This is a genomic window from Vibrio sp. 14G-20 (assembly GCF_026241515.1).
GTDB lineage: Bacteria > Pseudomonadota > Gammaproteobacteria > Enterobacterales > Vibrionaceae > Vibrio.
The window spans coordinates 1-16,299 of the sequence record NZ_JAPHPW010000045.1; the positions used below are offsets into that span (position 1 = coordinate 1).

Below are 16,299 nucleotides of genomic sequence, written 5' to 3' on the forward strand. Positions count from 1 at the left end.
AACGATTATATTGGGAAAACTCTAAAACCGTGGCCAATTTTAGTTGACCACTACAATAGTGAAATCTTTACATTCATCAGATTATGGTATTTTTGTTTTTAGTCCTGATGACGAGATAAAAATGAGAGGAAATGTAACAGACACTGTTAGAGATAACGTTCTGTTTGAGTTAGGGTTATTCATTGGGAGGCTTGGTAAATCTCGCTGTTTTATCGTGACGCCTGATAATATTGACCTACATATACCAACAGACCTTTTAGGTGTAACACCTGCCACTTACTCTGGCGCTAGAGATGAATCAGAGCTTGAAGCTACATTAGGCCCTGTAAGTCACGAAATCAGGAAGGCAATGAAGGTACAGGGGCTTTTTAAAAGCCAGTCTAAATCTGAGCAAAAAATCCCTACGAGTTCTAACGATAATTACGACGAAGATGATAAGTTAATTCTTTTGGAGTCTTGGCTAGAAAATGAAGCTGTACCCGGAGTTGCTATTAAGTATTCTGATGTTGACGATTTATTAAAAATTGATAACGGTTCAACCAAAAAATTGTTAAGTTATCTTTTTAAACCTAATGGGTTGTACAGACTTAGTAGTTCAGGAGCTAATGTATTTAAATTTTATGTCGAAAATATTTATAGCCTCTAACTGACTAATAACAAGTTGCTCAAACGGACACGTACAGTTTGCTCGCGCTTCGCACATTATAGCAAATTGTACTTAGCCGCTTAACAAAATGTTATGCGCTTTATGGTTTTAATACACACAGTAGGATTAACAAATGACTATATGTACCGCTTGGGTTAGGAAGGTAGCAAATGCTGAAGAGCTAGTCTTTGTTACTGATAGCAGACTACGATCTTTTGGGTCATGGGACTGTAACCCCAAGATCTTCACTTTCTCACGAACCGACTGCGTTATGTGCTTCGCTGGTGATACAATGTTTTCGTATCCTATGATGATTCAGCTGAAGAATGCAGTAGATGCTAACAATAAAATTAAAAATAGAAGACAGCGTCTTTCTGTCTTTAAAGGTGTGTTGATTAAAATTCTCAATGGAATGCTGGAACACAAGAGTGACTATGAAATTCCTGAAGTAGAATTCTTATTTGGTGGTTACTGCTGGCATGAGCAACAGTTCAAACTGTGGAATATCACATATCAGAAAAATATTAAGAAATTTACACAGCATATCGTTCGCTGGTGGCGTGGTGTCGACAGTGATATTAAAGTTACCTTTATTGGCGACTACACGGATGAAGCTAGAAACAAACTTGTAGAAAAACTTAAAGCCAATAATAAGCTTAAAGAAGGTGCGCTAGATTTTGAGCCGTTTGAAGTTATCCGAGATTTGTTAAAAGATCCCGATGCACCAGTTAAGTATCCAGCTATTGGTGGGGCTCCTCAGGTAATAAAAGTGTATAAGAGCTTAAATCACAAAGCATTTGCATTAAAGTGGAATTATGACGATGAAGAAAAATTGACTTTACTGGGGATGCCAATTAAAACTCACAGCAACTCTACAAACCCTGTAATTTGTGTCGATACAACGAAAGTAATTAAAGGTAATGCATACTAGATTAGGACGCGCATAACAAACGACTATGGCGTCATGATTAGTTTTGGCTGTGTATTCATCCCACATTGCGCCATCTCTCAGCATAGAATTAAAGGTCACAACCATCTTTCGTACACACGCGATTATTGCGACTTTCTTAGGCTTTCCGGCAGCTATAAGTCGACCATAAGTTGCTTTGAATACGGTGTTACATTGCATGGCTGACATCATTGCCATGTATAAAACGGTTCGTGCTTACTTTCGACCTCCTTGGATTATGCGATTACCTTTGTAACGTCCACTTTCGTGTGTAATTGGAGAGACGACAATATTTCCTATTCTTGGGACGCTCTGCAATATTGTATTTTTGATCATGCTGATTGAGTTGGCATTATGTGGCAGGTATGGAATTCGAATATAGAAAAGTAGAACCAAATCATAGAGATTTTCAGTCATTAATCGCTGAACTGAATTTGTCACTTCGCCAGATTACTAATGACACAGGTGAAAGCTCTTTTGTATCTGACGCTTTTGAGCCATCAAAAGATGGATGTATCGTGGTGTACCTAAATGATAGCGCTGTGGCATGTGGGGTATTTAGATATCATGGAAGTGAAGTTTGTGAACTTAAGCGGATGTACTCTAACAAAGCCGGTGCTGGCTCATATTTATTGAAACAACTCGAATGTCTTGCAATTGAAAAAGGGTATCGAAAAGCTATTTTATCGACACGTAGAGTGAACTCAAAAGCGGTGACCTTTTATTGTCGCCACTCTTACTCAGAATCCGGTGCGTATGGTAAATATGTCGGTGTAGACCGTTCGATTTGCTTCTCAAAGATGCTAGTCACATAACCACCACCTTTATTCATCGTCAGTTTCAAGGAGGAAACATGACAAGCGACCAACTATTGGAAAAGGCACTTTATAGCAGTGCCAGCATCCACCAACCTCATTCTTTAAAAGCTTATTTGTCTGCGAATTATCTGAATGCTTATTTCGCTAAATCAGACAATGTGTGGCTTAAAACGAGTGAGCTGATAGACCAAACTGAGATTGAAGTTTTAGGCGAGTACTCTGCAACGGTGCAGGCGCCAAAGTTCTCAGATTTTCGTATTCATAGGATATTGGAAAACGGGGTATACCCAGCGGCGTATGCTGCTTTAATGCAATGGCATGAAAATAAGGGCTTTCACGATATCTTCTCGTATTACGTTTCTCAGGCTTCTAAAACCAGTGAATACCTTTCCCACAATGTGACTATCTTATTGGCGCTGAATCGTGTTTACCATGAGTTAGATCCGTCTCAAGTTCCCGCATTCCTTAACCGTTTCACTGAATTTGTCACATCGACAAGTCCTGACGGCGACCGAAGTACTGGCACAAGTAAAGTCGTAGAGCTTGATAGCGTATTACAAGCATGCCTAAAACAGTTTGGTTTCTTTGGGCATAACCTAATTACGCTTACGTGGATAACGCGTTGTAAGGAAGAGCTGTCGAAAGAGCAATATGAGGCAATGCTTTCCAACCTTTATCGACAAGCCAATAGCCCGTTGGAAGATCCTGACGATGAGATTGATCAAGCTATCTTGGCGCAGTGTCAAAGCTCAGGTAATTCAGATGAGCTCTATGACAATATCCACCGATTGGTTTTTGGGTATACGTCGAATCTACACCAAATAACGCTAGCGGATGCATTGTGCTTTCTTCACGAACGATTCCCTGCACATACATTGGATCTAAAGCGCATTGCCGAGTATCAGTGTCGTCTGTTAGAAAAGTGAGTTTAATTAGGACGTTACATTTAACTTATGCAACGTTATCAGTCTAGTTAGCGCAGAAGTACAACTTACACGCTAATCAGATCTCAAATTGAAAAAAAGAGCTACTCGATAAAGCAGCTATGCTCTTTACTTCTGAAAACCAGTCAGATGTCAAATATGGCTCACATATTACGGTTCTCCCACGCAGGGGCGAACGTTTGCTTTTTGTTTCTCTGAATTTAATTGCAACAGTAAATGACACACAAACGTAGAGGTAGCGCACAGAAACGAAAAAGGGGATATCGCGATTACGTAATCATTGATCTAGCCGATAGTGAGATAGTGATAAGAGATCGATAATTCGTTGTCGGATCTAAATTAGAACTTTAAATCTAATTTCTAAGTAGTTGTTATCTCAGGAAGAGTTTTTGTGCTATGCGCCCCTATATTAAATACATTATCCCTATTTTAATTCCTTTCATTATCCTCGTAATGCCGCTATCAGCGTTTCCATTTGAAGGCCTTACGATTATTCAACAACGCGTTATCGCGATCTTTTTATTAGCGGCATTGTGCTGGGTGTTCGAGCCCATCCCGATCTACGCGACGTCTGTTGTTATTATCGTTCTGCAATTATTGATGTTGTCGGATAAAGGGCTGATCTTTTTAAGGTTTGATCATGGGCAGGAACATTTTGGTGAGCTGTTAAAATACAGCGATATCATGGCGACATTCGCCAGTCCAATCATCATGCTGTTTTTGGGCGGTTTTTTCTTAGCGATGGCCGCCACTAAGTATCGATTAGACGTAAACTTAGCCCGTGTATTATTGAAGCCATTTGGACAAGACCCAAAGTTTGTGATGCTCGGCTTAATGCTGATCACTGGTATCTTTTCGATGTTTATGTCTAACACGGCAACAACGGCAATGATGCTCTCTATTTTAACGCCGGTACTGGCTGTGTTTGGCCCGAAAGACCCCGGTCGTATAGCGTTTGCGCTTTGTATTCCTGTTGCCGCTAACATCGGTGGCATTGGTACCCCGATCGGTACCCCGCCGAATGCTATCGCACTTAAATATTTAGTTGGCGATAATCTCATTACGTTCGGTGAATGGATGGCATTTGGTGTGCCGTTTGTCGTTATTATGATGGCGTTAGCGTGGTTTTTAATAGGCTTTATGTACAAAGCCGACCAAAAGAAAATCGAGCTAAGCATCAAAGGTAAATTCCTTAAAACGCCCAAAGCCATTGCGGTATACGTCACTTTTGCACTGACCATCATTCTTTGGTTAATGGGCTCAAGCCATGGCATGAACTCTTATACTGTCGCTCTGATTCCTGTCGCTGTGTTCTCACTCACAGGGATCATCAATAAAGAAGATCTGAAAAAGATTTCTTGGGACGTACTGTGGCTTGTTTCAGGTGGTATTGCGCTTGGTTTAGCTCTCGATAAAACTGGCTTAGCAAGACTCGTGGTACACAGCATTCCGTTTGATTCCTACTCACCCTATGTGGTGTTGTTCGGAGCGGCGTTCTTGTGTTTGGTAATGGCAAACTTCATGTCTCATACCGCAACGGCTAACTTGTTAATGCCAATTATGGCTGCATTAGGGTCGTCTATGGCTTCACTCACGCCACTAGGCGGTGAATTAACGTTAATTCTTGTTGTGACTTTTGCCGCTTCATTAGGTATGTCGCTGCCAATCAGTACGCCCCCGAATGCGTTGGCTCATGCTACTGGTCATGTGCAAAGCAATCAAATGGCCAGAATCGGTATTATTTTAGGTGTGGTTGGTGTGCTACTGAGTTTTGTTATGGTGTGGGTGCTACATTCAATTGGTCACATAGGATAACGATACGTGTATCAACAAAAGCTAGAAGCACTTATCGATCGTTATTTTAATCAGACAGAACGTCGGGTGACGTGCCGTGCCGGTAACACCATTATTGAGCAATCAGCGTTAAACACTCGTTTATATTATGTGTTTAGTGGAGAACTGGAAGGGTTTTATTCCGAAGCGAATACACCGCAAGTGCGAGTATTTAGCGCGGGTAGTGGGGCTTTTATAGGCGTTCATAGCTTCTTTTCAGGTAATTGGACAGCATCTTCAACGGTTGTTGCTAAAACCGATGTTGAGTTAGCGTGGATCGATAAAGACACGCCGGCAGAAGATGAGCGTAAATTTGGCCCTCTTACCGCACAGTTCACACCTGTGATTGTCAATGAATTGTCGCGTCGTCAACGCCGTGCAACACAAGAAGCGATAGCGAAACAAAAAGCGCTAGAGAAGTTACATACTGCTGAGCAAATGACGACCTTGGGTCAATTGGCTGCAGGGATTGCCCATGAGCTTAACAACGCTATTGGTGTAGTAAATAGTAAATCTGGCCGACTTGAAACGGTCATCATGGAGCTACTTGAAGAAGTCCATCCAGAAGCCAGTCAATTTTTCGATTTTGGGTTAATGCATGGTCAGAAAACGTCGTCGTTAGAAGCACGAGCACGTGGGCGACAATTTGAAAGAAAATATGGTTTAGACAAAAACATTGCTCGCTCTCTTGCGAAGGCGATTCCAATTGACGCTTCATCTGCAACAGACGTTATTTCAAAGCATTGGCTGAAAAAACCAGAAGAAGCGATTCGTTTTTGGCAGATGGGCTGTGATTTACATGATTTACGTTTGGCATCTAGACACACCGTTGGCATCGTAAAATCGGTTAAACAACTTGGCAGAATTGATATTGACACCGAAGAAGCGGTGGATATTAACGACTCCATTAACCATGCCTTATCGTTGTTACAAAGTGAGTTACGTAGAGTATCTGTGCGATTGAGCCCCGCAGATTTGCCGCCTTTTAAAGGCTCGAAAACAGAGCTCGTTCAGATTTGGGTCAACATTGTAAAGAATGCTTGTGATGCAATGTCGAATTCAGACGATGCTGCAATAGAAATTCAAACCAGATTAAGTAAGAAAAGAATATTAGTTACGATCGCGAATAACGGCCCTGAGATAGACGAGGTGACTCGTAGAAAGGTATTTCAGCCCAACTTCACCACTAAAAAAGGTGGTTTATCGTTTGGATTGGGCTTGGGTTTATCAATCGTTAAGCGGATTGTGGCGGGTTATGGCGGAAGTATCATTGTGAAAAGTGATGCTTCTAAAACTGTATTTAGAATCAAGTTACCAGTAGAGGGTGAACATGGAGAAGCTTAATTTAATCTGTGTCGATGACCAGAGAGAAGTACTGAGCGCAGTGGTACAAGATTTAGAGCCGCTGGCGAGTTGGCTGAATATTGAAGATTGTGAATCAGCACAAGAAGTGCTTGATCTCATTGATGAGCTTGACGCAGAAGGCGAACACATTACCGTCATCGTGTCTGATCATGTGATGCCAGGGAAAACGGGCGTGGAGTTACTCACTGAAGTGTTCCATGACAGCCGCTTTCCGAATACAAAGAAAATTCTTCTTACGGGGCAAGCCACTCACACCGATACCATCAATGCGATTAATGCAGCAGGCATCGACCGTTACTTTGAAAAGCCTTGGCAAGCAAGCACATTGGTTGAATGCATTCGTACTCTTGTCACTGAGTACATATTTGATCAAGGGCTTGATTATACGGACTATCAGAATGAGCTTGACCAGCAGGTTGTGTTGAGACGTTTACGCTAGTCTCTTATGTTAGCGATTTACGCTAGTTATCTATGTCAGTCGCTTGAAATTGTATGCACCGAAGGACGCTTTCTGAAGGGTTTTTTCTTTGAAGGATGTAATCTTTCGGTGCATACATTACCTATCTCTTTTAGTCGTTCAGGTTTTAGTACTCAGTTAATAACACACTGGTTGCTGGCTTAAGTCTATAACTCATACGCTACGCCACGCCAATGCCAATGCCAATGCCAACGCCAGCGGATGCCTTGTGTTTTCTTCACGAACGATTCCCTGAACACGCAGCAGAGCTAAAATGTGTCGCAGAGTACCAGTGTCGTTTTGTAGAAAAGTAAGCTCGGAAACCTCACCAGAGTTATTCAAATAGTCTGACATCTAACACTTGTCAGGCAATCTTTAAACTAGGCTTTGTGTTCATATCTTAATGGGTTAAGTTTATTGTCTGCGTTGTACTACTTGTTTAGTCGGAGCACTATTCTTTTTCGAAAATAGGAGATTTCATGGTTGGTAATGCAGTAGAGCAAGCAATCGAAAATATCCGATTGAAATCACAAGGCACGGATTGTTTAACGAGTTGCGCGGTGACGATCAACTTCCACCCCGATCGTTATACGTCTGACAATAAACCTTTGCTCGAAGCGATGGCTGACGATGGGTGTTTGAAGTCTCAATTTGAAACGGGCACCAGCAATGGTGGTATTACGGCTTACCCCGGTGGTGATCGTTGGTTATGGGAAAAGCGAGTGTTCGACGGCGCGTATGACAACGCTCCGAACACGCTTAGGCCGAAATATGGCGCGCTGAACTACCGTAACTATGAGACTGGCGCTTCATCCCGTTTTGGTTCTGCTTACTTCCAGTTGAAAGCTGACACCTTGGCACGAACCACGTTTTGTTATCCAGACAGTTTCTTTGAGCCAGAAGACTTCGCGGTTTGTAGCCGTGTAAAAGCGTTAATTGATAAAGCATCTTCGTCGGATGTCGATTTACTCGATGATTATATCGAGGCGCATGTTCATGGGGTTATCTCTCTGAAAGACGATATTGAATGTCTTGTATTAGACCCTATTTACCGCTCCACGATTATTGAAGAGCGCGCGGTGAAATTGGGCGTTCCGATAAAGTGGCACAATGGCTACGAGTTAAGCCTAGAAGAGATGAGCCGCTACCCAGATTATCGCGGCCAGTCGTTTATAGAACTCGCAAAAAAGTTAGCGGTAAACGGCAAGATCAATGCGAAAATACTGGGGCTAGCTGTGACAGAGCAAGGTTATGACCAGCAAGACGTAAAGAAGGTCTGGCATTACTTGGCTCGGTTTGGTTATCAATCAGAATAAGCCTCTCAAATAGCGTGATTACGTTATGGGGAGGTTTTTAATCGTAACTCCCTGCATTTAGCGGAAACCCGCAGCAAAATATAATCGGTAGGATTTTAAAATGAGTGAGATTGCTCGCTTTATCTCTGGTGAAGTGCCAGACAAATTTGGTCGTAATATTGAACAGTTGTTAGCTTATAATCACTTTTGGTTGGAGCATGACCATAAGTATATTCAGGTATTTTTCCCAATTGATGAAGGGACTAAGTTTAATCAGCATGCACCATTGGTCACTCAAGAAGATAGGGCGCTTTTTGCTAATTCAGAAGCGCTTCGCACAGCTCATCTACAAGTGCTTGATCTGATGCTTGATTTTTGGGGCATGCAGCGAGATGGAAGTGAGATATCGTCATTGTTGCCACTTAGCTCTGCGAACCATGTATGGCTTAAAAATCATGACCATAACCAGCTTCGACTAACACGAGCCATTCGTAGTTTGTACTTGTTAGGTAATGAAGAAGTTGCGACTAAATTATGTGACTTCTTGGTCGCAGCAGCGAATGAAAATGGTTCTGTCTCTGATAAAACGGTGCAATATTGGCGTAATGCGTTAAATAGTTAGAAGCCGCAATAGCCAGTGGGTTAACACACTGTATGAAAGGGAAGGAGACTCAGGATGAGTGCAGATTTTAAAGGTTCGTGTTTGTGTGGCAGTGTTCGTTTTTCTGTTGAAGGGTTCAGCGAAAAAGCAGCACACTGCCATTGTTCAATGTGCCGAAAATTTCATGGTGCCGCTTTCGGGACGTTAGTTGGTGTAAAAGGCTTAAATTGGCTTTCTGGCAAAGATCGACTCAAAGAGTTTGTCGCATCAAACGGCACAACACGAACATTCTGCTCCAACTGTGGATCAAGCCTTGGCTTCAGAGTTCAAGGTGAACCTCTTGAAAATATCGAGTTGGCGATATCAACGTTCGATGTCGATATTTCTGTCAAAATTGATGCTCAGATTTATACAAACTACAAAGCGAATTGGTGTGAATTACATGCCGAGTTAAGCGTTTTTCCAGAAGGGCGCTCAACCTAAGGTGCAGAATCCGTTCGTCGGTTGAACAAAGATCCAAATTCAATCTGTGTTATACATCAAAGTTGATATTATTTTATCTAACTCATTACTTTTCATTATGTTAGGGTTCTTTTGGTTTTTATAAGAAGGCGACTAGATTATGAAAAAGGGATTTGTTATCGCTGTATCAATTGGCTTTGTTGTCTTCTTCCTCGTTGGCCGTGAACTCCAATGGTTCGGGTCCAGTAATTCTGAGTCGTTCCCTAAACTTCCTAGTAGCCCCCAATTTGTGCCATCTACTGATTTCGACGGTGAGTGGCTAGGTCGCCGTATTAACACCACTGGCAATAACATGTGTGAACGCACAACCATCACCGGATCCATTAGTGAAGGTAAAGCCACGCTTAGGCTTACCTACAACGGAACACCATTAGAAGGCTGGGTGACGGAAAGCGGCGACTTACGTTTATATGCCAAACATCGACAGTGGGACTATCGCTTTTCAGCAACTGGCAGCAGCAAGCGATTTGATGGTCGTTGGCACTTAACCAACGGCCCATGCCAAGGGACTTGGTTTATAGAAAAGGTCGATGACAAGTAAGGTTGTTAGTGCAAGAAGTCGCTTAAAACTAATCAACATAAGGTTCTTTGAGGAGAGGTAAGTGATCAGATTAATCGCTGTGTTTATTGTTGCGTTCGGATTAGGCGCATATGCGAGTTTACATGTTTTGACAGACTATGTTGAGAGCATCCAAGCCAGTCATAAAGCTGCGGTTCGGCAAGGTTTTGAAGTCTATAAATATGCAAACACAGATGATCTTGCCCCATTAATAAAAACATCGAACTTGTTAGCGCGCTACAGCGCTTGTGAATTAGAGGGAGATGAAGGCGATGCGGTTGCATTAACCCTGTCTATTAACGCTATTTCCTTTGGGATGTTATCGAAGCAAGCGTCTGAACTCGATCAGGACACCTTTAGGACTGGTTTGATGATGTACGGAAAACTCAAAGACAACGAGAAAGCGTCTGCTCAGTTAACTGAATTACTTACTTCGTACTGTGAAGATAGTCTTCGCTATCTATACGACTGTGAAAAGCTTTCTAATTTGTTAGGCGAAGAATGGGATACCAAATGGGATGAGCTGAAACCAGAATGTACCTAAAAATGATTCAATATATGTGGCATTTAACTATGCCGCATTCCGGTGTTATTTTGAAAACAAAGGACACAATATGGATGTAAAGCTGGTCAAAGGTTCAGACCCTCACTTCGCTGAGCTAATCACCAAAACGAATATGGCGAGTTACTATCAGGCTCGTGGCATCGCTTGGGGTCATAGTCAGTTTTTACGAAGCTGGGATGAGCTGGATAACTATGAAGTTTATGTTGGTGGCAACCGTATTGGAGTTATTCGATTCAGCTATACAAGTGACACCACGTTTCTCAGAGACTTTCAGATATTAGCTGAACACCAAAGCAGAGGCTTTGGTGCTAAGTGTTTAGATTTAGTGATCGAACATGCAAACAATCAAGCATCGACTCAGTTAGTGCTACGCGTGTTCAGTGAGAACCCCGCTATTAAGCTTTATCAATCAAAAGGCTTCACCAAACTTTCAGATGTTAAAGGCTTGGTTGAAATGGAGTTACGTTTGGATTCACTACAAGGAAGTCATCATGGTTAGCCGTATCCGATTAAATTTTGTTAAATACCTATTTTCAGAGTTGCTGTTTATTGCTATTGCATTAGGCCTTGTCTATTGGATATCAGGCGGTGATCGTTCATCGCTGCTAACCATAGGGCTGATAATTTGTGTTCCTCCACTAATAAAAATTCTAATGTTGTGGTGGAAGCTTCGCGATAGTTCATTTGAAATCTCGAACGGCCATGTACATTTAAATGGAGTTGCTTGTGATGTGACTTTACAGCGCAGCTTTCTTCCGTTTGAAATTGGTTCATTCATCAAGCTTTCATACTCGAAAGGTGCGATGCAGAAATACAATATTTACCTTTCTAAAGGCGCTATGAGCCAAGAAGAATGGACCCGTGTGTTAGCGTGTCGAATATAGTTCCACTGCTTTGGTTTGTGTTGTGCGCCAGTTTGTATTTTAGGTTCTGTTGGTGTGCTAGTATCCCGTTTTTGCACCGAGCTAGTATATGACTAACGACCATTTCCAAGGTAAATACGAAGTAGAGCTTAAGTATCGCCTCGATTCTAAATCAGAATTCTTGAAAACACTGAGCCTTATTCCCCATGAAGTGATGCTCCAAGATAACCTTGAGTGCGATTGGTATTTCGATAGCCCAGACAGAAGCTTACAAGCTCAAAACAAGAGTTTGTGCATTCGGACAATGGAACCCTCAGGCATTAAGCTATGGATTGTAAAAGGCCCAGAGTCTGACCGATGCGAAGCGACAAACATCACCGATGCGTCGAATGCTAAGAGTATGCTTGAAAATTTGGGTTACGAAGTGATTCTAAAAGCGCAGAAGACGCGCAGTATTTACTTCGTGGGCGAATTTCATATTACTGTCGACTCATTAACGGGTATCGGTGATTTTGCAGAGTTCGCTATCATGACGGATGATGAGTCTAAGTTATCGGTTTATAAAGATGAGTTGGAGTTATTAGCCAGTCGGTTTGGGCTGACTCAATCAGCACTGCAAACCCAATCTTATAAACAGATGTTTGAGGAAATGAACGCATAGCACAGCACTTAAGCGTCAGGGAGAGTTATGGACACCATTATCAAACAAGCCATCGAGTTGCGAAAAGAAGCCAAGTATCAAGAGTCACGAGACTTGTTGGCGACACTGCTCGATGATGAAAAGTATGCTGCGAAAGCGCACTTGCAGATAGCTTGGTCTTACGACAACCAAGGAAAAGAGCAACAGGCCATCGAGCATTATTTGCTGTCCCTGTCGGGTGAACTTACTTCTACAGAACACTTTGACGCGCTTTTCGGTTTGGCGAGTACTTATCGAAGCCTAGGCCTTTATGCAGAAGCTTTAAGCTATTTCGAACAGACGATGGCTGAGTATCCTGATTCCCTTGAAGTTCAGCCTTTCTACGCGATGTGTCTGTATAATTTAGGTCGCTACAAAGAGGCGACGTCTCTGCTACTTGAGTTGTTGGTTTCTACAACCAATAGTGATGCGATCAAAGAGTACCAAAGAGCGATCTCCTTATACGCTCAAGATTTAGATAAAACTTGGTAAGCTGCTGACTATAAAGCTCATCTGCTTGCTTAAAAACGATGAGCTTAGCTTTGCTTTACCTTCTTAGGACGAAACTTTCTGCCGTCCATAATATTCAAAGACATCAGTGTTAGGTTGGTCGCGCCTGCTATCAGTTCTAGAACCTGAACGCCATAAAACACTGAGTCGAACTCTCCTAAACTTGCCCACTGATTCAAAAAGTACGCGGCCGGAATCAAAATAACGATCCCGTTGAACGCGATAATTGGCATGCGTTTACTCTTACGCTCAACTATTTTTCCTTTACGTTGTTTTGCCATAGCTGCACCGGTCGCACCTGTGATAGCAATGGCAGGGACAAGAATAAATAAGCCCGGAAAAACGATCATCGACTTGACTAGCTTCACTGATTCCAAAGTGCCAAACAGTTCTACAAGCAATGTGCTGGTAAAGAATGTCGCGACACACAGTGTTGCTGTTAATGCCGCTATTCTGTGAATTATTGGTTTCATATCATTTGTGCCTTTAGTTTGGTAACATGTTGTCAATTTGGTTTAAGTCTAATTTAATGACAGCATGTTGTCAAAGTGAGTGTTATGGATACGAATGGAGAAGTTTTCACAAAGATCGCACTAGAGATCTTTAAGGTCAGTGGTCTATTGAATGCTGAGGGTGATAAATTAACCGAAGAGTTGGGGTTAAGCAGTGCCAGATGGAAAGTGATGGGGGCGATCGAAAAGTCCGATGATCTGGTCACGGTTTCTCAAATAGCTCGTATTATGGGGCAAAGCAGACAAGCGACACAGCGTGTTACCGACATCATGGTGAAAGATGGCCTGCTAACTTGGCTTGATAACCCGAATCACAAAAAAGCGAAGTTGGTTAACATGACTGAAAAGGGCAAGGAAGCGTATGCGCTATTAGATAAAAAACAGGAAGTATGGGCTGAAAATGGCGCTGAAGGCATTGAAAGAGATGAGCTTGATAAGGCGCTAATCACTCTGAAGAAGATGGCTACCTTCTTAGATAGATAAAGGTTAGATAGATAAGAGGTTAGATAAATAGAGAGTAGTAGTTGAGAAGAGTACGGAAGCCTAAGCATCATTCGATACTTAGGCTTCAAGATTTAGCTTTTCTATTTAGATTAGCCGTTACGCTGAAAGCTCTTTACGAACGATCTCTGCACCAGCGCTGAGTGCATTCAGCTTAGCAGAGGCTATGTCGCGAGGTAGGGGAGCCATACCACAGTTAGTGCAAGGGTAGAGCTTGTCGGCATCAACATACTTAAGCGTTTCTCTTAGAGTGCTAGCCACTTCTTCCGGTGTTTCAATAGAATCTGTAGCAACATCAATAGCGCCAACCATCACTTTCTTGCCGCGAACAAGCTCAAGCAGTTCAAGTGGTACATGAGAGTTGTGACACTCTAAAGAGATAATATCGATATTCGATTGCTGCAGCTTAGGAAATACCTCTTCGTATTGGCGCCACTCGGTACCTAATGTCTTTTTCCAGTCTGTGTTTGCTTTGATGCCGTAGCCATAGCATATATGTACTGCGGTTTCGCATTTAAGCCCTTCAATGGCTCTTTCTAAACAAGCGATACCCCAATCATTCACTTCATCAAAAAATACGTTAAACGCAGGCTCATCGAACTGAATAATATCAACGCCTGCAGCTTCAAGTTCTTTGGCTTCTTCGTTGAGGATCTTCGCAAATTCCCACGCCAGTTTTTCACGGCTTTGGTAATGCGCATCGTAAAGTGTATCTATCATCGTCATAGGCCCCGGCAGAGCCCATTTGATCGGTTGGTCGGTTTGCTGACGTAAGAATTTCGCATCTTCAACAAACACGGATTTTTGGCGAGAAACAGGGCCAACAACAGTCGGTACACTCGCATCGTAGCGTTCGCGGATTTTAACGGTCTCACGCTTCTCGAAATCGACACCATTCAGGTGCTCAATGAAGGTGGTCACAAAGTGTTGGCGGGTTTGTTCGCCATCACTCACGATATCGATGCCGGCTTGCTGTTGCTCATGCAGAGACACTCGTAGTGCGTCCTGCTTGCCATCCGTTAATTCTTCGCCTTCCAGTTTCCATGGAGACCAAAGTGTTTCTGGTTGTGCTAGCCAAGACGGTTTCGGCAAGCTGCCTGCTGTTGAAGTCGGTAATAGTGTTTTCATAATAATTCTGCCTGTCCTAGCCAAGACGGTTTCGGCAAGCTGCCTGCTGTTGAAGTCGGTAATAGTGTTTTCATAATAATTCTGCCTGTCCTTAGATTCCTAAAGTGGATCGTACGTTTCCTAATGCGCGTAAAGTAGAGCGATTACAGCGCGTAGTTGGCAGACCAGTTTTCTAGTACCGACTGGTATGGCTTAATGAAGTTTTCTTCTGCGAACTTACCTTGTTCAACAGCTAGCTTGCTTCGTTCTTCTCGGTCATACACGATTTGAGTCAGTGAATGATCCAAGTTTTTCAAGTTTGGTTGGTAGCAGTTGCCCGCAACAGCGTTCGCGTTGTAGATCTCAGGACGGTAGATCTTCTGGAAAGTACCCATGGTACTGATGGTGCTGATAAGCTCTAGGTTAGAGTAATCGTTCAGCAGATCACCAAAGAAATAGAAAGCCAGAGGAGCAACACTATTTGGTGGCATGAAATAACGAACCTGTAATCCCATCTTCTTGAAATATTGTTCAGTTAAAGAAGACTCATTCGGTTGGTATTCAAAGCCTAATACAGGGTGTTGATTTTCAGTTCGGTAATAGGTTTTATTATCTGAAACACTCAAACAAATAACCGGTGGTTTCTTAAAGTTCTCTTTGTACGCTTGAGAGTTAACGAAATATTTAAACAGCTTGCCATGTAAATCACCAAAATCGGCTGGAATACTGAATTTATCTTGGCCTTTATTATGATCCAAAAGTAATACACTGAAATCATAATCACGAACATAAGAAGAGAAGTTATTCCCGATAATACCTTCAATGCGCTCGTTCGTTTTGTGGTCCAGAATGTTGGTTTTCAGCACTTCAATTGAAGGGAAGGCTTCGCCGTTGCTTTCAATGTCCATATCAACAGAAATGATTTCAAGCTCTACAGAGTAGCGGTCGCCCTTTGGGTTATCCCAATGTGCTAAAGCATTGAAACTGTTGTCAATCATCTGTAGTGCGTTACGTAAGTTCGCTTGACGGCTGTCGCCGCGAGCCAAGTTAGCAAAGTTAGTTGTGATACGCGTGCTGTCTGCAGGCTGGTAGTTTTCGTCGAGGCTAATGCTCTTAATCGTAAAGTTAAATTCATTATTCATGTTGATCTGGTATCCCAATTCGTTGTCTGATTCTCTCGGTCTTTAATATTTAAATGCTTTATTTTTGCGTGTGACCAGATTAAGAATCGAAGGCTATGCTGTCTGAAATTAATGCTTAGTAGCATTACTGTCGTATAAAGTTAATTGCTTAAGGTTTTTATACGTGGATAGGTTCACCTTTAACAATGGTATTACTTCACATTGAACATGAGGAATATTCATGATCTATTCTGTTTGAATGTTTAAGTCGGTGTCAGTTATATTAATTAGCTTGATGGAAATATAACCACATTAATAGTGCGTTATTTAAGACAATTAATTTAATTAAGAGATGGATGAAATGAGTGAATTGCTGTTGTTGATTTTATACTGTGCATGGCTTTGTTGCGTAATTCAGTTTAGAGGCAGAGCAGCCCCATTTCGTGTCTTTC

21 protein-coding genes and 1 pseudogene are annotated in these 16,299 nt (G+C 42.2%); 17 read left to right on the forward strand and 5 right to left on the reverse strand.

Going from position 1 to position 16,299, the window contains the following annotated elements:
• Positions 1-58 precede the first annotated feature (58 nt).
• Entirely contained in the window at positions 59-646 is a 588-nt protein-coding gene (locus tag OQJ75_RS21960; RefSeq protein WP_265974873.1) for a TIR domain-containing protein, read from the forward strand.
• 292 nt (positions 647-938) lie between these two features.
• Positions 939-1,577 (forward strand): hypothetical protein, encoded by a 639-nt coding sequence (locus OQJ75_RS21965; RefSeq protein ID WP_265974872.1) that lies wholly within the window; start codon positions 939-941, stop codon positions 1,575-1,577.
• Between the two features lie 57 nt (positions 1,578-1,634).
• On the opposite strand, the pseudogene OQJ75_RS21970 reads toward OQJ75_RS21965, so the two are convergent.
• A pseudogene (locus OQJ75_RS21970) lies at positions 1,635-1,925 on the reverse strand (transposase); the annotation flags it as partial.
• 35 nt (positions 1,926-1,960) lie between these two features.
• Here OQJ75_RS21970 and OQJ75_RS21975 point away from each other — a divergent pair.
• The 5 genes from OQJ75_RS21975 to OQJ75_RS21995 all read left to right on the forward strand — a co-directional run bounded on the left by OQJ75_RS21975 (position 1,961) and on the right by OQJ75_RS21995 (position 6,994).
• Complete coding sequence (locus OQJ75_RS21975) at positions 1,961-2,410, forward strand: GNAT family N-acetyltransferase (protein ID WP_265974871.1); 450 nt, start codon at positions 1,961-1,963, stop codon at positions 2,408-2,410.
• Positions 2,411-2,448: 38 nt separating this feature from the next.
• Positions 2,449-3,339, forward strand: a complete 891-nt coding sequence (locus tag OQJ75_RS21980) for a hypothetical protein (RefSeq protein ID WP_265974870.1) — start codon at positions 2,449-2,451, stop codon at positions 3,337-3,339.
• Positions 3,340-3,753: 414 nt separating this feature from the next.
• Positions 3,754-5,172, forward strand: a complete 1,419-nt coding sequence (locus OQJ75_RS21985; protein ID WP_017093954.1) for an SLC13 family permease — start codon at positions 3,754-3,756, stop codon at positions 5,170-5,172.
• 6 nt (positions 5,173-5,178) lie between these two features.
• Positions 5,179-6,534: an ATP-binding protein gene (locus OQJ75_RS21990; protein WP_265974869.1), complete on the forward strand. Its 1,356-nt coding sequence runs from the start codon at positions 5,179-5,181 to the stop codon at positions 6,532-6,534.
• Positions 6,521-6,994: a response regulator gene (locus OQJ75_RS21995; protein WP_017062404.1), complete on the forward strand. Its 474-nt coding sequence runs from the start codon at positions 6,521-6,523 to the stop codon at positions 6,992-6,994. Before OQJ75_RS21990 ends, OQJ75_RS21995 begins: the two co-directional genes overlap by 14 nt.
• 192 nt (positions 6,995-7,186) lie before the next feature.
• Here the strand turns inward: OQJ75_RS21995 and OQJ75_RS22000 are convergent, their stop codons facing one another.
• Positions 7,187-7,366 (reverse strand): hypothetical protein, encoded by a 180-nt coding sequence (locus OQJ75_RS22000; protein WP_265974874.1) that lies wholly within the window; start codon positions 7,364-7,366, stop codon positions 7,187-7,189.
• 125 nt (positions 7,367-7,491) lie between these two features.
• Here OQJ75_RS22000 and OQJ75_RS22005 point away from each other — a divergent pair, with 125 nt between their 5' ends.
• From OQJ75_RS22005 to OQJ75_RS22045, 9 genes are all read left to right on the forward strand, one after another.
• Positions 7,492-8,328 (forward strand): DUF3626 domain-containing protein, encoded by an 837-nt coding sequence (locus OQJ75_RS22005; protein WP_265974868.1) that lies wholly within the window; start codon positions 7,492-7,494, stop codon positions 8,326-8,328.
• Between the two features lie 100 nt (positions 8,329-8,428).
• Positions 8,429-8,929 carry an opioid growth factor receptor-related protein gene (locus tag OQJ75_RS22010; RefSeq protein ID WP_265974867.1) on the forward strand — a complete coding sequence of 167 codons (501 nt, stop codon included), beginning with the start codon at positions 8,429-8,431 and terminating at the stop codon, positions 8,927-8,929.
• A 54-nt stretch (positions 8,930-8,983) separates the two neighbouring features.
• Positions 8,984-9,391 (forward strand): GFA family protein, encoded by a 408-nt coding sequence (locus OQJ75_RS22015; protein WP_265974866.1) that lies wholly within the window; start codon positions 8,984-8,986, stop codon positions 9,389-9,391.
• A 139-nt stretch (positions 9,392-9,530) separates the two neighbouring features.
• Positions 9,531-9,971 (forward strand): hypothetical protein, encoded by a 441-nt coding sequence (locus OQJ75_RS22020; RefSeq protein ID WP_265974865.1) that lies wholly within the window; start codon positions 9,531-9,533, stop codon positions 9,969-9,971.
• Positions 9,972-10,032: 61 nt separating this feature from the next.
• Positions 10,033-10,533, forward strand: a complete 501-nt coding sequence (locus OQJ75_RS22025; RefSeq protein ID WP_265974864.1) for a hypothetical protein — start codon at positions 10,033-10,035, stop codon at positions 10,531-10,533.
• A 70-nt stretch (positions 10,534-10,603) separates the two neighbouring features.
• A complete protein-coding gene (locus OQJ75_RS22030) occupies positions 10,604-11,053 on the forward strand; it encodes a GNAT family N-acetyltransferase (protein WP_265974863.1) in 450 nt (149 codons plus the stop codon).
• The gene (locus tag OQJ75_RS22035; protein ID WP_265974861.1) at positions 11,046-11,438 is read left to right on the forward strand and encodes a hypothetical protein; all 393 of its coding nucleotides are present in this window, start codon (positions 11,046-11,048) and stop codon (positions 11,436-11,438) included. The genes OQJ75_RS22030 and OQJ75_RS22035 overlap by 8 nt, the downstream gene beginning before the upstream one ends.
• 88 nt (positions 11,439-11,526) lie before the next feature.
• Entirely contained in the window at positions 11,527-12,078 is a 552-nt protein-coding gene (cyaB, locus tag OQJ75_RS22040; protein ID WP_161672097.1) for a class IV adenylate cyclase, read from the forward strand.
• Positions 12,079-12,105: 27 nt separating this feature from the next.
• Complete coding sequence (locus tag OQJ75_RS22045; protein ID WP_265974860.1) at positions 12,106-12,588, forward strand: tetratricopeptide repeat protein; 483 nt, start codon at positions 12,106-12,108, stop codon at positions 12,586-12,588.
• 44 nt (positions 12,589-12,632) lie between these two features.
• On the opposite strand, the gene OQJ75_RS22050 is transcribed toward OQJ75_RS22045, so the two are convergent.
• On the reverse strand, positions 12,633-13,079 hold the full coding sequence (locus OQJ75_RS22050) for a hypothetical protein (RefSeq protein ID WP_265974859.1): 447 nt from the start codon (positions 13,077-13,079) through the stop codon (positions 12,633-12,635).
• 84 nt (positions 13,080-13,163) lie between these two features.
• On the opposite strand from OQJ75_RS22050, the gene OQJ75_RS22055 reads away from it, so the two are divergent.
• Positions 13,164-13,601 (forward strand): MarR family winged helix-turn-helix transcriptional regulator, encoded by a 438-nt coding sequence (locus OQJ75_RS22055; RefSeq protein WP_265974858.1) that lies wholly within the window; start codon positions 13,164-13,166, stop codon positions 13,599-13,601.
• Between the two features lie 117 nt (positions 13,602-13,718).
• On the opposite strand, the gene OQJ75_RS22060 is transcribed toward OQJ75_RS22055, so the two are convergent.
• Positions 13,719-14,747: a methionine synthase gene (locus OQJ75_RS22060; protein ID WP_265974857.1), complete on the reverse strand. Its 1,029-nt coding sequence runs from the start codon at positions 14,745-14,747 to the stop codon at positions 13,719-13,721.
• 143 nt (positions 14,748-14,890) lie between these two features.
• Positions 14,891-15,868 (reverse strand): DUF1852 domain-containing protein, encoded by a 978-nt coding sequence (locus tag OQJ75_RS22065; protein WP_017630558.1) that lies wholly within the window; start codon positions 15,866-15,868, stop codon positions 14,891-14,893.
• Positions 15,869-16,299 lie beyond the last annotated feature (431 nt).

What these genes read in the sequence shown, in the direction of transcription:
- OQJ75_RS21965 (WP_265974872.1), top strand. Translation starts at nt 939, where the DNA reads ATGTTTTCGTATCCTATGATGATTCAGCTGAAGAATGCAGTAGATGCT.
- OQJ75_RS21975 (WP_265974871.1), top strand. Translation starts at nt 1,961, where the DNA reads ATGGAATTCGAATATAGAAAAGTAGAACCAAATCATAGAGATTTTCAG.
- OQJ75_RS21980 (WP_265974870.1), top strand. Translation starts at nt 2,449, where the DNA reads ATGACAAGCGACCAACTATTGGAAAAGGCACTTTATAGCAGTGCCAGC.
- OQJ75_RS21985 (WP_017093954.1), top strand. Translation starts at nt 3,754, where the DNA reads ATGCGCCCCTATATTAAATACATTATCCCTATTTTAATTCCTTTCATT.
- OQJ75_RS21995 (WP_017062404.1), top strand. Translation starts at nt 6,521, where the DNA reads ATGGAGAAGCTTAATTTAATCTGTGTCGATGACCAGAGAGAAGTACTG.
- OQJ75_RS22000 (WP_265974874.1), bottom strand. Translation starts at nt 7,366, where the DNA reads ATGTCAGACTATTTGAATAACTCTGGTGAGGTTTCCGAGCTTACTTTT.
- OQJ75_RS22005 (WP_265974868.1), top strand. Translation starts at nt 7,492, where the DNA reads ATGGTTGGTAATGCAGTAGAGCAAGCAATCGAAAATATCCGATTGAAA.
- OQJ75_RS22010 (WP_265974867.1), top strand. Translation starts at nt 8,429, where the DNA reads ATGAGTGAGATTGCTCGCTTTATCTCTGGTGAAGTGCCAGACAAATTT.
- OQJ75_RS22015 (WP_265974866.1), top strand. Translation starts at nt 8,984, where the DNA reads ATGAGTGCAGATTTTAAAGGTTCGTGTTTGTGTGGCAGTGTTCGTTTT.
- OQJ75_RS22020 (WP_265974865.1), top strand. Translation starts at nt 9,531, where the DNA reads ATGAAAAAGGGATTTGTTATCGCTGTATCAATTGGCTTTGTTGTCTTC.
- OQJ75_RS22030 (WP_265974863.1), top strand. Translation starts at nt 10,604, where the DNA reads ATGGATGTAAAGCTGGTCAAAGGTTCAGACCCTCACTTCGCTGAGCTA.
- OQJ75_RS22035 (WP_265974861.1), top strand. Translation starts at nt 11,046, where the DNA reads ATGGTTAGCCGTATCCGATTAAATTTTGTTAAATACCTATTTTCAGAG.
- cyaB (WP_161672097.1), top strand. Translation starts at nt 11,527, where the DNA reads ATGACTAACGACCATTTCCAAGGTAAATACGAAGTAGAGCTTAAGTAT.
- OQJ75_RS22045 (WP_265974860.1), top strand. Translation starts at nt 12,106, where the DNA reads ATGGACACCATTATCAAACAAGCCATCGAGTTGCGAAAAGAAGCCAAG.
- OQJ75_RS22050 (WP_265974859.1), bottom strand. Translation starts at nt 13,079, where the DNA reads ATGAAACCAATAATTCACAGAATAGCGGCATTAACAGCAACACTGTGT.
- OQJ75_RS22055 (WP_265974858.1), top strand. Translation starts at nt 13,164, where the DNA reads ATGGATACGAATGGAGAAGTTTTCACAAAGATCGCACTAGAGATCTTT.
- OQJ75_RS22060 (WP_265974857.1), bottom strand. Translation starts at nt 14,747, where the DNA reads ATGAAAACACTATTACCGACTTCAACAGCAGGCAGCTTGCCGAAACCG.
- OQJ75_RS22065 (WP_017630558.1), bottom strand. Translation starts at nt 15,868, where the DNA reads ATGAATAATGAATTTAACTTTACGATTAAGAGCATTAGCCTCGACGAA.